The following is a 14314-nucleotide window of genomic DNA, read 5'->3' as shown; positions in this document are numbered from 1 at the left end:
AAATGAAGAAACTACTCATTGTTTTCATAGGATGTATCACCTTATTTTCTTGTAAAAAAGAAGAGAAAAAACCGAAACAAGAAGTTCCGTTTGTTTGGAATGGAGCAAACCTATACTTCTTACTTACTGACAGGTTTCACAATGGAGACACCTCCAACGATGTGAATTTTGATAGAACCCATGAACCATCAAAATATAGAGGTTTTGATGGAGGAGACTTAAAAGGAATTACACAAAAAATAAAAGAAGGATACTTTGATAAATTAGGAATCAATGCCATATGGATGTCGCCTATTGTAGAACAAATTCATGATGGAACCGATGAAGATACTGGGTATACCTATGGTTTTCATGGATATTGGACCAAAGACTGGACACAATTAGATCCGAATTTTGGAACCGAAGAAGACCTTAAAGAACTTATAAAAACGGCACATAAACATAAAATTAGAATTTTGTTAGATGCCGTGGTAAACCACATAGGCCCAGTAACAGCCAAAGACAAGGTTTGGGAAGAAAATTGGGTACGTACAACTCCACAATGTGTGTATAAAGACTATGAAACTACCGTAACCTGTACACTCGTAAGAAACTTACCAGATGTATTAACAGAAAGTAATGAAGAAGTAAACTTACCTGAAGAATTGGTAAAGAAATGGAAAGCAGAAGGGCGTTATGAGCAAGAAGTAAAAGAACTAGATGAGTTTTTTAAGAAAACAGGGTACCCAAGAGCACCACGATTTTATATTATGAAATGGTTGGCAGATTATGTCAAAGAATTCGGAATTGATGGGTATCGTGTAGATACTGTAAAGCATGTAGAAGAAAATGTATGGCAAGAATTTAAAACAATCTGTGATACTGCATACGAAGAGTTTAAATCAGCACATCCAACAGAATACTTAGGAAAAGACTTTTATTTAGTAGGGGAAGTATATGGATATGGAATTAGTGGCGGACAATTCTATGATTTTGGAAATAAGAAAGTAAACTATTTCGATAAGGCTTTTAACAGCTTAATCAACTTTGAATTTAAATGGAATGCAAAGCAACTTCCAAGTTACGAGGCTTTGTTTGCTAAGTATGACAAAGCCTTGCATAATGAGTTAAAAGGTTTTGAAACCTTAAACTATATGACCTCTCATGATGATGGACAACCTTTTGACCCTAAAAGAGAAAAAGCTTATGAAACAGCTACAAAACTATTATTATCACCAGGTACATCACAAATATACTATGGAGATGAAGTAGCACGTCCATTAATCATAGAAGGAGCAGAAGGAGATGCCAATTTACGTTCTCCAATGAATTGGGAGCAATTAAAAAACCAAGAGACCAAAGAATTGCTAGCACATTGGCAGAAACTTGGAAAGTTTAGAAAGAACCACCCAGCGGTTGGTGCAGGAAAACATCAAATGATTTCTGAAAAACCATATTTATTCAAAAGAAGCTTTGAGCAAGGCACTTTTAAAGAAGATGTAGTAATTGGTTTAGAATTACCTAAAGGAGAGAAAACCCTTGATGTAGCAGCTGTATTCAAAGACGGAAGTTTATTAAAAGACGCGTATTCAAATCAAGAAGTAAAAGTAACCAACGGAAAAATAGTTATAAACACCCCTTATACAATTGTATTATTAGAAAACAACTAAAGAGTATGAAGAAACTAACGTTAATTATTGCAAGTTTATGTATCGTTTTTGCATGTAAAACTGAAAAAAAGGAAGAAGCCAAAGTTACCACTCCAGTAGAGGTAGCTAAAATAGCTCCTGTTTCAGATGACATGATGGAAAGTGCGGTTATTTATGAAGCAAATATTAGACAGTATTCAAAAGAAGGAACCTTTGATCAATTCACCAAAGACATTCCTCAATTAAAAGAATTAGGCGTAAAAATTATATGGTTAATGCCAATATTTCCAATTTCAGAAACAAAGAGAAAAGCAAGGGGAGATAAATTTGCTTCGGAGTTTCCAGAAGAGGAAAGAAAAAAATACTTAGGAAGTTACTATGCTGTAACCGATTTTACTAAGATCAATCCAGAGTTTGGTACTATTGAAGACTTTAGAAAATTAGTAAAAACAGCACATGAGAATGATATGTATGTAATTTTAGACTGGGTTCCTAACCATACAGGATGGGATCATACTTGGTTAACAAGCAATCCAGAATTTTATACAAAGAATGCAAAAGGAGAAATTACAGATCCTTTAAATGCAGATGGAACTCCAGTAGGTTGGGCAGACGTTGCTGACTTAAACTATGACAACAAAGAATTGCGTAAGGCAATGGTAAAAGACATGCAACATTGGATTACTGAAGAAAATGTAGATGGATTCCGTTGTGATGTTGCAGGATCAGTACCAACTGATTTTTGGCAAGAAGCAATTCCGCAGTTAAGAGCTAAAAAAGACATTTTTATGTTAGCAGAAGCTTGGGAACCAGAATTATTAAAAGAAGGGTTGTTTGATATGGCATACGGTTGGGATCGTCATCATACCATGAACCACATTGCTAAAGATGGTGGACCAAAAGCATGGAATGAAAATTATGCAAAAGATACAGCACGTTATGAAAAAGATGATATTTTAATGACGTTTGTAACTAATCACGATGAAAACTCTTGGAACGGAACTATTGAAGAGCGCATGGGAGATGCTTGGGAAGTAATGACTGCTTTAAGTTATGTAGCACCAGGGATGCCATTAATTTATTCTGGACAAGAATACGGAATGAAGCATCGATTAAAGTTTTTTGAAAAAGATGAAATTCCACATGAAAAAGGAAAAGAATGGGAAGTATTGCAGAAATTAGGAAAACTGAAATCTACAAACAAAGCATTGCATGGAGGAAAAAATGGAGCATATTATAACCTTGAAAGCTCTAATAATAGAATACTTAAGTTCTCAAGAGAAAAAGAAGGGGATAAGGTTTTATTTGTAGCGAATTTATCTGATGGAGTTGCTAAGACTTGGATAAAAGAAGGTGAGTATCTAGATTACATGAATAACGCTAAAGTAAAAATAGATAGTATAAACCCACCAATTACACTAAAACCATGGGAATATAAGATCTTAATCAAAGAATAACAATCAATAAAAAAGCTCGCAATCGCGAGCTTTTTTTTATATTAATTTTTTTACTTCTTGTTTTAGAATTAAAATGGCGGTTTCTGTTGGACTCGCTTCTTTAGAATAGTCTATCAGAACATTTTCTCTTAATTCGTTGGCAGAACTTGCTTTTTCAGCAGTATTTCTAATCTTAGCCATTATAGCCAATTTAGCACCTGACACTGCTTTCCAACTATCATCAGAAATATATAATTGTTGCACTAAGTTGTGTTCAAACTCTTGCTCAATATTGGCAATTAACAATTGCGCATAATCTTCTGGGGTATTTCCAATAGGCTTAATTCTTAATAATAATTTAGCTGGATTAATACGTTCGCAAAACAAAAGCATACGTTCATATGCTTGAAGTTTAGTAGGTAAGCTCTCGCGTTTTTTTGCTACTAACGCATTGAATTTTTTCTCATTATTATCTTGATCAATAAAGCGACTTAAAATCATATAGGCAACTCCTCCCGTAATCAATGCAGGAAGCGCATAGGCAAGTCCTTCTAATATTTTATCTTCCATATTCAAAACTATTGAAGACGAAAGTAAGCATAACATTTACTTTGAGAAAAAAAATGTGAATAAAAAAATGTTAATAAGCCTTTACAAAACCTAAAAGAATCCGTAATTTTCCACTTTGTAAATTCTTTCAATAAATTTTTCATTGAGTACTTATTTAGAGCAACTTAACGAGCCTCAAAGGGCAGCCGTTTTACAAAAAGACGGACCAATGATTATCATTGCTGGAGCAGGATCAGGGAAAACAAGAGTATTAACCTACAGAATTGCACATTTAATGCAAGGAGGAGTGGATGCTTTTAATATATTATCATTAACCTTTACCAATAAGGCAGCACGAGAAATGAAAGAGCGTATTGGTAAAGTAGTAGGATATAGTGAAGCCAAGAATCTGTGGATGGGAACATTTCACTCTATTTTTGCGCGTATTTTACGTTCAGAAGCAGATCGATTAGGATACCCATCTAACTTCACCATTTACGATACCCAAGACTCTGTTCGTTTAATTACTGCAATTATTAAAGAAATGCAGTTAGACAAAGATAGATACAAGCCAAAACAAATTTTGAGCCGTATCTCATCTTTTAAAAACAGTTTAATAACCGTTAGAGCATATTTTAACAATTCAGAATTACAACAAGCCGATTTAGAAGCCAGCAGACCGAAAACTGGAGACATTTATAAAGAATATGTAGATAGATGTTTTAAGTCGGGTGCGATGGATTTTGATGATTTATTACTACGAACTAATGAATTGTTAGCTAGATTTCCTGATGTATTAGCGAAATACCAAGACCGTTTTAGATACATCATGGTAGATGAGTACCAAGATACCAACCATTCACAGTATCTAATTGTACGTGCTCTAGCAGATCGTTTTCAAAATATTTGTGTGGTAGGAGATGATTCGCAAAGTATCTATGGATTCCGTGGAGCGAATATTCAAAACATCTTAAACTTCCAAAAAGATTACCCAGATGTAAAAACGTTTAAATTAGAACAAAACTATCGTTCGAGCAGCAATATTGTTCTAGCAGCAAACAGTGTAATTGATAAAAACAAAACCAAATTAGACAAAGAGATTTGGACCGCTAATGATGCTGGAGAGCAGGTAAAAGTGATGCGCACTATTTCTGAAGGAGAAGAAGGTCGTTTTGTAGCACAATCTATTTGGGAGAACAAAATGAATCAACAATTACAAAATGATTCATTTGCCATTTTATATAGAACAAATGCGCAATCTAGGGCAATAGAAGATGCATTACGTAAGAAGAATATTCAGTATAAGATTTATGGAGGTATCTCTTTCTATCAACGAAAAGAAATAAAAGATACACTTTCGTATTTAAGAATATTAATTAACCCGAATGATGAAGAAGCATTAAAACGCATCATTAATTACCCAGCAAGAGGTATTGGTGCTACTACGGTTGATAAATTAGTCATTGCTGCAAATCACTATAAAAAATCCATTTTTGAAGTTTTAATGAATTTGGATAAAGTTGATATAAAAATCAATGCGGGTACTAAAACAAAGTTGCAAAACTTTGTAAATATGATTCAACGTTTTCAGATAGAAGCAAAGGCGAAAAACGCTTTTGAAGTAGCCGATTCTGTTGTAAAGCAAACACAAATCGTAAAAGATCTTCAAAAAGATGGTACTCCTGAAGGGATTACTAAAGTGGAGAACGTTCAGGAATTATTAAATGGTATTAAAGATTTTATTTCTGATAAAATTGAGGAAGGATTAGATGCATCGCTAACAGCATTCTTAGAAGACGTAGCATTAGCGACCGATTTTGATTCGGAAAAACAAGATGAAGAACCAAGAGTTTCTTTAATGACCATTCACTTATCAAAAGGATTAGAGTATCCATATGTATATATTGTTGGATTGGAAGAAAACCTATTTCCTTCGGCAATGAGTATGAATACGAGAAGTGAATTGGAAGAAGAAAGACGCTTATTTTATGTAGCCTTAACTAGAGCGGAGAAAGTTGCCTATTTAACCTATGCGCAAACAAGATATCGTTGGGGGAAATTGACTGATGGAGAACCAAGTAGATTCTTAGAAGAAATTGACGAGCAATTTTTAGAATATATAACACCAAAACTTCCAGAGCCAAGAGCCAATCGTTTTATTGATGCAGATTTATTTGATGATGCACCAAAACAAGTACGTTTTCAAAAGCCAATTCAGAAGAAACGAAAAGAGTTCATGGCTAAGAAAGAGAAATCTAATTTAGTTCCACCAAAAAGTAGAATGAAAAAAGTATCGGATATATCTTCTTCAAAAGCAAATTTATTTGATGGAGAAATTTCGATAGGAAACTTAGTAGAACATAATCGATTTGGAGCGGGTAGAGTAATAGGTTTAGAAGGAAAAGGACCTAATAGAAAAGCGGAAATAGAATTTACCACCGCAGGAAAAAAGAAATTATTATTGCAATACGCGAAATTAAAGGTAATAGGTTAATTAAATTTAAAACAATCTTAAGCTATAATTAGCAATTATTAGCTATTTTGCATACTTAAAATATTGAAAAATGACGTTTGATTTAGAATATAATTCGGAAAGACCGACAATGAGAATACCAGAATATGGTAGACATATACAAAAATTGGTAAATCATTGTGTAGCCTTAGAAAGCAAGGAAGAAAGAAATACAATGGCAAAAGCGATAATAGATGTTATGGGGAATTTACAACCTCACTTACGTGATGTACCTGACTTCAAACATAAATTATGGGATCAGTTGCATATCATGGCTAACTTCGAATTAGATGTAGATAGTCCATATGAAACTCCTTCGAAAGAAGAATTACAAGAAAAGCCAGAGAAGTTACCATATCCAAAATCAGCATCTAAATATAGATTCTACGGAACCAATATTCAAACGATGATTGATGTAGCTCTAACTTGGGAAGAAGGTGATATGAAAGAAGCATTGATATTTACCATTGCAAATCATATGAAGAAATGTTATCTAAATTGGAATAAAGACACTGTAGAAGATGGTGTTATTTTAGAACATTTATATGAGCTTTCTGATGGTAAAATTGACTTCAGAAATATGGAAGAAGACCTTATTGAAAGTAAAAACTTAATTAAAGTTAGAAGTACTTACAGTAAAAAGAAGAACACAAATAAAAATAAAAATAGAAAGAAGTAAATGGCATCATTTAAAATAGAAGGAGGGCATAAGTTAAATGGAACTATTACGCCACAAGGAGCAAAGAATGAAGCATTACAGATAATTTGTGCAGTTTTATTAACTCCAGAAAAAGTTGTGATCAATAACATCCCAGATATTATTGATGTAAACAAACTTATTTTCATATTAGGAGAACTAGGAGTTAAAATAGAAAAATTAGGACCAAATTCATACAGTTTCCAAGCAGACGATATTAATTTAAAATATTTAGAGAGCCCAGAGTTTAAAAGAGATGGTAGTTCTTTAAGAGGATCTATTATGATTGTAGGTCCATTATTAGCACGTTTTGGAAAAGGATATATTCCAAGACCAGGAGGAGATAAAATTGGTCGTAGACGTTTAGATACCCATTTTGAAGGGTTTATAAACCTAGGAGCAAAATTCCGTTATAATAGAGAAGAATATTTTTATGGAGTAGAAACCGAGACTGGTTTAGTAGGTACTGATATGTTATTAGATGAGGCCTCTGTAACTGGAACAGCCAATATTATAATGGCGGCGGTTTTAGCCAAAGGAACAACTACTATTTATAATGCAGCATGTGAACCATACATTCAACAATTATCAAAAATGTTGAACTCTATGGGAGCAAAAATAACAGGTGTTGGCTCTAATTTATTAACTATTGAAGGAGTTCAATCGCTAGGAGGATGTACCCACAGAGTTTTACCAGATATGATTGAGATTGGTAGTTGGGTAGGAATGGCAGCAATGACACGTTCAGAACTAACAATTAAGGATGTTAGTTGGAAAGATTTAGGACAAATTCCAAATGTATTTAGAAAATTAGGAATCAATTTAGAAAAGCGAGGAGATGATATTTATATTCCTGAGCAAGATTCGTATGAAATACAAAACTATATAGATGGATCTGTGTTAACAGTAGCGGATGCTCCTTGGCCAGGATTTACACCAGACTTATTAAGTATTGTGTTAGTAGTAGCTACACAAGCAAAAGGAACGGTGTTAATTCATCAAAAGATGTTTGAAAGTCGTTTGTTCTTTGTAGATAAATTAATTGATATGGGAGCCAAAGTAATTTTATGTGACCCACATAGAGCTACTGTAATTGGTCATGATTTCCAAAGTCAGTTAAAAGCAACCAAAATGACTTCACCAGATATTAGAGCAGGTATTTCACTATTAATAGCGGCTTTATCTGCAAAAGGAACATCTATAATTAATAATATAGAACAAATTGATAGAGGATATGAGAATATCGAAGCCCGATTAAAATCTATCGGAGCCAAGATTGAAAGAATTGAAGACTAGATATTATTCAATAAAACTAAAAAGGCTACCAAATTGGTAGCCTTTTTCCGTTCTTAAGATTCTTCACCGCAGGTGTATACCTGAGGGCAACCTATTAATTGTTGACAATAAAATGGACCAGTAACGCGTCCGGCACAGTCACATCCACATTTAGAAATATCATTGAAAGAGATACCTCCTGTAATTGATTTTAAATCGCGTTTGTTTAAAACTGTTGCTCCTTTAAGATTTAATAAGTTGTTTTTCATAAGTACGAGGGACTTTAAATTAATAATTATTTGAGCTCAAGATATAAAAATATATCTTACAAATAGTGTTAATAAAGTTATAAATGTGTCAACATGACATTAATAATGAATTGGCAATATTATTGATAAAAGAATGCTAAAGAAATTAAAGAAACGATTTACAATGAGTAAAGGTCAATATACAAAGGAAGACGAATTAAAAGATAACTTAGATAAAGCAGGAGTTGATGTAAATCAAGAAGAAACTACTGATACCCTTGAGTCTAATGAAGTTAAGGAAGAAAAAGAAGTACCTACAGCAGAAGAGTTAATTCAAGCTGAAAGAGATAAATATTTACGTTTATTTGCAGAGTTCGAGAATTATAAAAAAAGAACTACCAAAGAACGTATAGAATTATTTAAAACAGCTAGTCAAGAATTAATGACAGCTTTACTGCCAATTATGGATGATTTTGATAGAGGTTTGGCAGAGATTAAAAAATCTGAAGACAAGGAGCTGTTAAAAGGTATGGAGTTAATTCAGTCTAAGTTTAAAAATACATTGACTCAAAAAGGATTAACTGAAATAGAAGTAAAGGCTGGAGATAGTTTTGATGCTGAAATTCACGATGCAATAACTCAAATTCCTGCACCAACAGATGATTTAAAAGGTAAAATTATTGATTGTGTTGAAAAGGGATATAAGTTAGGAGATAAGATAATTCGCCACCCAAAGGTGGTAATGGGACAGGCATAAACAATTAATAATTACGAGTTATCAGTTATCAATGGTGTATTGTTAATTGTTAATAGTCAATTGAAATAAAATGGCAAAACAAGATTATTACGAAATATTAGGAGTTACAAAATCAGCAACACAAGCTGAAATTAAAAAGGCATATCGTAAGATGGCTATTAAGTATCATCCAGATAAGAATCCTGATAATGCTGAAGCAGAAGAAAAGTTTAAACTTGCTGCAGAAGCATATGAAGTTTTGAGTGACGAAAATAAGAAAGCCCGTTACGATCAATTTGGTCATGCTGCTTTTGAAGGAGGTCAAGGAGGCTTCGGTGGAGGAGGAGCTGGTATGAATATGGATGATATATTCAGCCAATTTGGAGATATTTTCGGAGGAGCCTTTGGAGGTGGCTTTGGAGGTTTTGGTGGCGGAGGTCGCCGTCAAGCTAGAGTCAAAGGAAGTAACTTACGAATTCGAGTAAAGTTAACTCTTGAAGAAATAGCAAATGGAGTAGAAAAGAAAGTAAAGGTTCGTAGAAAGGTACAAGCAGAAGGAGTTACATATAAAACATGTACTACATGTAATGGAAGTGGACAACAGATGCGTGTTACTAATACTATATTAGGAAGAATGCAAACAGCTACAACTTGTGGTACTTGTCACGGAGCAGGAGAAATGTTAGATTCTAAACCATCTGGAGCTGATGCACAAGGTATGGTAGTTAAAGAAGAAACAGTATCTATTAATATTCCAGAAGGAGTTACGGAAGGAGTACAGTTAAAAGTTGGAGGAAAAGGAAACGAAGCTCCTGGTAATAACTCTATTCCTGGTGATCTTTTAGTGCTTATAGAAGAAGTGAAGCACGAAACTTTAAAAAGAGAAGGAAGTAATATTCATTATGACTTGTATATTAATTTTTCTGAAGCTGTATTAGGTACTTCTAAAGAAATCGAAACAGTAACAGGAAAGGTAAAAATAAAAGTAGAAGCAGGTACGCAGTCTGGTAAAATCTTAAGATTAAAAGGAAAGGGATTACCTAGCATAGAACATTATGGAAATGGAGATTTCTTAATTCATATTAATGTTTGGACTCCGCAAGAACTTACCAAAGATCAGCGAAAGTTTTTTGAAGAAATGATGGGAGATGATAACTTTAGTCCAAACCCACAAAAATCTGATAAATCGTTCTTCGAAAAGGTAAAAGATATGTTTTCGTAAAAAAAACATTTTTTATTTGGAAGAATAAAAAATAATAGACTAAATTTGTAGTGTCTAGGAGACGTCCTAGACACTTTTTCTTTTTCATAGCAATTTTCCCACTCAGTTTTTGAGTGGGTTTTTTTATGCCTTTTATTTTTTGTGAAAATTTTTGTGTAAACCGAAAACATAATTTATATTTGTAATGTCTAGAAGACGTTCTAGACACTTTTTCTTTTTCATAGCAATTTTCCCACTCAGTTTTGAGTGGGTTTTTTTATGCTTTTTATTTTTGATAAAATTTTGTTAATTTCTGAAGAAAAGTTAAAATAAAAGATTGTCGTATTAAAAAACATTTATATATTTGTAGCGTCTAGAAGACGTTCTAGACACTTTTTCTTTTTCATAGCAATTTTCCCACTCAGTTTTTGAGTGGGTTTTTTTATGAAAACGAATGATAAAAGTTTAAGCAGACCTATCTTATCGACTTAAAGTTATTTAAGTAGGAAAGTCCGGACACCATAGAGCAGTATAGCGGATAACATCCGTCCGGCGTAAGCCGAGGACAAGTGCAACAGAAAGTATGTACAGGTAATGCTGTAGTGAAACCAGGTAAACTCTATGCGGTGCAATGCCACGTATATTAGAAACTGAGTGTAGCTCGCACGATTCTAAGGGGTAGGCAGATGGATTTTACGAGTAATTGTAAAACTAGATAAATGATAAGAGCTTCAATTATTTGAAGAACAGAATCCGGCTTATTGGTCTGCTTTTTTTCTTATTTAGAATCATTATAAGAATATTTTCTTCCAAGTAAAAAATGTTGAATTGTCAATTTCGTAATTTTTTAAGATTTAAAACCTTATTTTTTTGATATATTTTTAAAAAAGTGGTTTTGAAATTAAATTAATTTGCTTTTTTGGCTGTTTTGTTGTTTATTTTTAAAATTCGCCCTAAAATAGTACTTTTGCTAAGCGAAAAATAACAAAATAACGATCATAAATATTTTATACTTAGTACCTTTTCGTTAGCTATAAACAGAGAATGATGGATGCTATAGTTTTAAGAATTAAAATGAGGTTTAACTTGATAAACAATGTTTAATTTTTCTTCTTAAAAATATTTTAAAACAAACCTTTTATGAATACATACTCAGATTACCTAAAGGAGATTGAAGTAAGAAAAGGCCTAGGTTTACACCCAAAGCCAATCGACGGAAGCGAATTATTAAAAGATATCATCTCACAAATAAAAGATGAAAATAATGAGCACCGTGAAGGATCTCTAAACTTTTTTATTTACAATGTTTTACCTGGTACAACTAGTGCTGCTGGTGTAAAAGCTCAATTTTTAAAAGAGATTATTTTAGGAGAATCTGTAGTAAAGGAAATTACTCCTGAATTTGCTTTTGAGCAATTATCTCATATGAAAGGTGGACCTTCTGTTGCTGTGTTGTTGGACTTAGCTTTAGGAAACAATGAAGACATAGCTAAACAAGCGGCTAAAGTATTAAAGACGCAAGTATTCTTATATGAAGCAGATACAGAGCGTTTAGAAGAAGCAATGAAGTTAGGAAGTTCAATAGCTAAGGAGATTATTGAAAGCTATGCACAAGCTGAATTCTTTACAAAATTACCAGAGATAGATGAAGAGATTGAAGTAGTAACATATGTAGCTGGTGTAGGTGATATTTCAACAGATTTATTATCTCCTGGAGCAGATGCGCATTCAAGATCAGATCGTGAGTTACATGGGCAATCTATGTTCGAGCATAATAAAGATATGCAAAATGAATTATTAGCATTGCAAAAAGAGCACCCAAACAAGCGTGTAATGTTAATTGCTGAAAAAGGAACAATGGGAGTTGGTTCTTCTAGAATGTCAGGTGTAAATAACGTGGCTTTATGGACAGGTATTCCTTCAAGTCCTTATGTACCATTCATTAATATTGCACCAGTAATTGCTGGTACAAATGGTATTGCACCAATTTTCTTAACTACGGTGGGTGTAACTGGAGGTATTGGTATTGATTTAAAGAACTGGGTAAAGCAGAAAGATGAAAATGGAAATACCATTGTAGATGAAGATGGTGACCCAATTTTAAAAGAAATGTATTCTGTAAAAACAGGTACAGTTTTAACAATCAACACTAAAGAAAAGAAATTATATAACGGAACTCAAGAGTTAAAAGACATCTCTACTGCATTAACTCCTCCAAAGATGGAGTTTATCAAAGCAGGCGGGTCTTATGCCGTTGTATTTGGTAAGAAATTACAAACTTTTGCATGTAAAGTTTTAGGAATTGATGTTCCTGAAGTATATGCTCCTTCAAAAGAAATTTCAATAGAAGGACAAGGTTTAACAGCTGTAGAAAAGATTTTTAATAGAAATGCAGTAGGAAACACTCCAGGTGTTACCTTACATGCAGGATCTAATACTCGTGTAGAAGTAAATATTGTAGGATCACAAGATACTACTGGATTAATGACTTCTCAAGAATTAGAAATGATGGCTGCAACGGTTATTTCTCCAATTGTAGATGCTGGATACCAATCAGGATGTCACACAGCATCAGTTTGGGATGATAAATCAAAAGCGAACATTCCTCGATTAATGAAGTTTATGAATGACTTTGGTTTAATTACTGGTCGTGATCCTAAAGGAGTGTACCACCCAATGACAGATGTTATTCACAAGGTATTAAATGACATCGCAGTAGATGATTGGGATGTAATTATTGGTGGTGATTCACATACACGTATGGCAAAAGGTGTTGCATTTGGTGCAGATTCAGGAACAGTGGCTTTAGCTTTAGCAACTGGAGAAGCAACAATGCCAATTCCTCAGTCTGTTAAAGTTACCTTTAAAGGAAACATGGTTCCTTATATGGATTTCCGTGATGTAGTGCACGCTACGCAACAACAAATGTTAGATCAATTTGAAGGAGAAAATGTATTCCAAGGAAAAATCATTGAAGTACATATTGGAACGTTAACTTCAGATCAAGCATTTACATTTACAGATTGGACTGCAGAAATGAAGGCGAAAGCTTCTATCTGTATTTCAGAAGATGAAACATTAATCGAGTCGTTAGAAATTTCAAGAGATCGTATCCAAATTATGATTGATAAAGGAATGGACAACGAGAAGCAAGTATTACAAGGTTTAATAGATAAAGCGAATGCTCGTATAGCAGAACTTCAATCAGGTTCTAGACCTGCATTAAAGCCAGATGCTGATGCAAAGTATTATGCAGAAGTAGTAATCGATTTAGATAAGATTGTTGAGCCAATGATCGCTGATCCAGATGTAAATAATGAGGATGTATCTAAGCGTTATACACATGACAATATCCAACCATTATCTTTCTACGGAGGAACTAAAAAAGTAGATCTTGGATTCATAGGATCTTGTATGATTCACAAAGGTGATATGAAGATTTTAGCACAAATGCTAAAGAATATTGAAGCGCAACAAGGTAAAGTAGTATTCAATGCACCATTAGTAGTTGCGCCTCCAACATATAATATTGTAGATGAATTAAAGGCAGAAGGAGATTGGGATGTATTAGCTAAGTACTCTGGTTTTGTATTTGATGATGATGCGCCAAAAGGTGCTGCACGTACGAAATATGAAAACGTACTGTATTTAGAGCGTCCAGGATGTAACTTATGTATGGGTAACCAAGAAAAAGCAGAACCTGGAGATACGGTAATGGCTACTTCAACACGTTTATTCCAAGGTCGTGTAGTAAGAGATTCAGATGAGAAAAAAGGAGAATCTTTATTATCATCAACTCCAGTAGTTGTATTATCTTCAATTTTAGGAAGAACTCCAACATTAGAAGAGTATCAAGCAGCTGTGGAAGGTATAGTATTAACTAAGTTTAAACCTTCACAAAAGCAATTGGTAATGTAATTATTACAATACTTTATAGAAATATATAAGAGTCCGAGTTTATAGCTCGGACTTTTCTTTTTATATGATTTTAATCAATTAATCAGATACTTGTATTTGTATTAATTATACTAG

10 protein-coding genes and 1 other RNA gene are annotated in these 14314 nt (G+C 33.4%); 9 read left to right on the top strand and 2 right to left on the bottom strand.

Annotated features, from left to right (window positions below; genetic code table 11):
• Nucleotides 1-2 precede the first annotated feature (2 nt).
• Entirely contained in the window at nucleotides 3-1649 is a 1647-nt protein-coding gene (locus Q0873_RS17135; RefSeq protein ID WP_299109700.1) for an alpha-amylase family glycosyl hydrolase, read from the top strand.
• Between the two features lie 5 nt (nucleotides 1650-1654).
• Nucleotides 1655-3085, top strand: a complete 1431-nt coding sequence (locus Q0873_RS17130) for an alpha-amylase family glycosyl hydrolase (RefSeq protein ID WP_299109697.1) — start codon at nucleotides 1655-1657, stop codon at nucleotides 3083-3085.
• A gap of 36 nt (nucleotides 3086-3121) precedes the next feature.
• Here the strand turns inward: Q0873_RS17130 and Q0873_RS17125 are convergent, their stop codons facing one another.
• Complete coding sequence (locus tag Q0873_RS17125) at nucleotides 3122-3634, bottom strand: hypothetical protein (protein ID WP_299109694.1); 513 nt, start codon at nucleotides 3632-3634, stop codon at nucleotides 3122-3124.
• 142 nt (nucleotides 3635-3776) lie between these two features.
• Between Q0873_RS17125 and Q0873_RS17120 the strand changes: the two genes are divergently transcribed.
• The 3 genes from Q0873_RS17120 to murA all read left to right on the top strand — a co-directional run bounded on the left by Q0873_RS17120 (nucleotide 3777) and on the right by murA (nucleotide 8118).
• The gene (locus Q0873_RS17120) at nucleotides 3777-6107 is read left to right on the top strand and encodes a UvrD-helicase domain-containing protein (RefSeq protein WP_299109691.1); all 2331 of its coding nucleotides are present in this window, start codon (nucleotides 3777-3779) and stop codon (nucleotides 6105-6107) included.
• Between the two features lie 70 nt (nucleotides 6108-6177).
• Entirely contained in the window at nucleotides 6178-6804 is a 627-nt protein-coding gene (locus Q0873_RS17115; protein WP_299109689.1) for a DUF4290 domain-containing protein, read from the top strand.
• Nucleotides 6805-8118 (top strand): UDP-N-acetylglucosamine 1-carboxyvinyltransferase, encoded by a 1314-nt coding sequence (gene murA, locus Q0873_RS17110; protein ID WP_299109686.1) that lies wholly within the window; start codon nucleotides 6805-6807, stop codon nucleotides 8116-8118.
• Nucleotides 8119-8171: 53 nt separating this feature from the next.
• Here murA and Q0873_RS17105 read toward each other — a convergent pair whose 3' ends face one another.
• The gene (locus tag Q0873_RS17105) at nucleotides 8172-8366 is read right to left on the bottom strand and encodes a hypothetical protein (protein ID WP_299109683.1); all 195 of its coding nucleotides are present in this window, start codon (nucleotides 8364-8366) and stop codon (nucleotides 8172-8174) included.
• Between the two features lie 163 nt (nucleotides 8367-8529).
• Here Q0873_RS17105 and Q0873_RS17100 point away from each other — a divergent pair, with 163 nt between their 5' ends.
• The 4 genes from Q0873_RS17100 (at nucleotide 8530) to Q0873_RS17085 (ending at nucleotide 14200) form a co-directional block, all read left to right on the top strand.
• Nucleotides 8530-9102 carry a nucleotide exchange factor GrpE gene (locus Q0873_RS17100; RefSeq protein ID WP_299109680.1) on the top strand — a complete coding sequence of 191 codons (573 nt, stop codon included), beginning with the start codon at nucleotides 8530-8532 and terminating at the stop codon, nucleotides 9100-9102.
• A 70-nt stretch (nucleotides 9103-9172) separates the two neighbouring features.
• Nucleotides 9173-10303 (top strand): molecular chaperone DnaJ, encoded by a 1131-nt coding sequence (gene dnaJ, locus Q0873_RS17095; RefSeq protein ID WP_299109677.1) that lies wholly within the window; start codon nucleotides 9173-9175, stop codon nucleotides 10301-10303.
• Between the two features lie 445 nt (nucleotides 10304-10748).
• Nucleotides 10749-11059, top strand: an RNA gene (gene rnpB / locus Q0873_RS17090) — RNase P RNA component class A.
• Between the two features lie 363 nt (nucleotides 11060-11422).
• A complete protein-coding gene (locus tag Q0873_RS17085) occupies nucleotides 11423-14200 on the top strand; it encodes a bifunctional aconitate hydratase 2/2-methylisocitrate dehydratase (protein ID WP_299109674.1) in 2778 nt (925 codons plus the stop codon).
• Nucleotides 14201-14314 lie beyond the last annotated feature (114 nt).

Origin of the sequence: uncultured Tenacibaculum sp. (assembly GCF_947498805.1) — a bacterium.
Taxonomy (GTDB): domain Bacteria; phylum Bacteroidota; class Bacteroidia; order Flavobacteriales; family Flavobacteriaceae; genus Polaribacter.
Note: the sequence above shows the minus strand (reverse complement) of the source record. Positions and strands in the feature narration are given on the sequence as shown.

Coding starts and splice junctions, on each gene's coding strand:
- dnaJ (WP_299109677.1), top strand. CDS start 9,173: ATGGCAAAACAAGATTATTACGAAATATTAGGAGTTACAAAATCAGCA.
- Q0873_RS17105 (WP_299109683.1), bottom strand. CDS start 8,366: ATGAAAAACAACTTATTAAATCTTAAAGGAGCAACAGTTTTAAACAAA.
- Q0873_RS17135 (WP_299109700.1), top strand. CDS start 3: ATGAAGAAACTACTCATTGTTTTCATAGGATGTATCACCTTATTTTCT.
- murA (WP_299109686.1), top strand. CDS start 6,805: ATGGCATCATTTAAAATAGAAGGAGGGCATAAGTTAAATGGAACTATT.
- Q0873_RS17130 (WP_299109697.1), top strand. CDS start 1,655: ATGAAGAAACTAACGTTAATTATTGCAAGTTTATGTATCGTTTTTGCA.
- Q0873_RS17125 (WP_299109694.1), bottom strand. CDS start 3,634: ATGGAAGATAAAATATTAGAAGGACTTGCCTATGCGCTTCCTGCATTG.
- Q0873_RS17115 (WP_299109689.1), top strand. CDS start 6,178: ATGACGTTTGATTTAGAATATAATTCGGAAAGACCGACAATGAGAATA.
- Q0873_RS17085 (WP_299109674.1), top strand. CDS start 11,423: ATGAATACATACTCAGATTACCTAAAGGAGATTGAAGTAAGAAAAGGC.
- Q0873_RS17100 (WP_299109680.1), top strand. CDS start 8,530: ATGAGTAAAGGTCAATATACAAAGGAAGACGAATTAAAAGATAACTTA.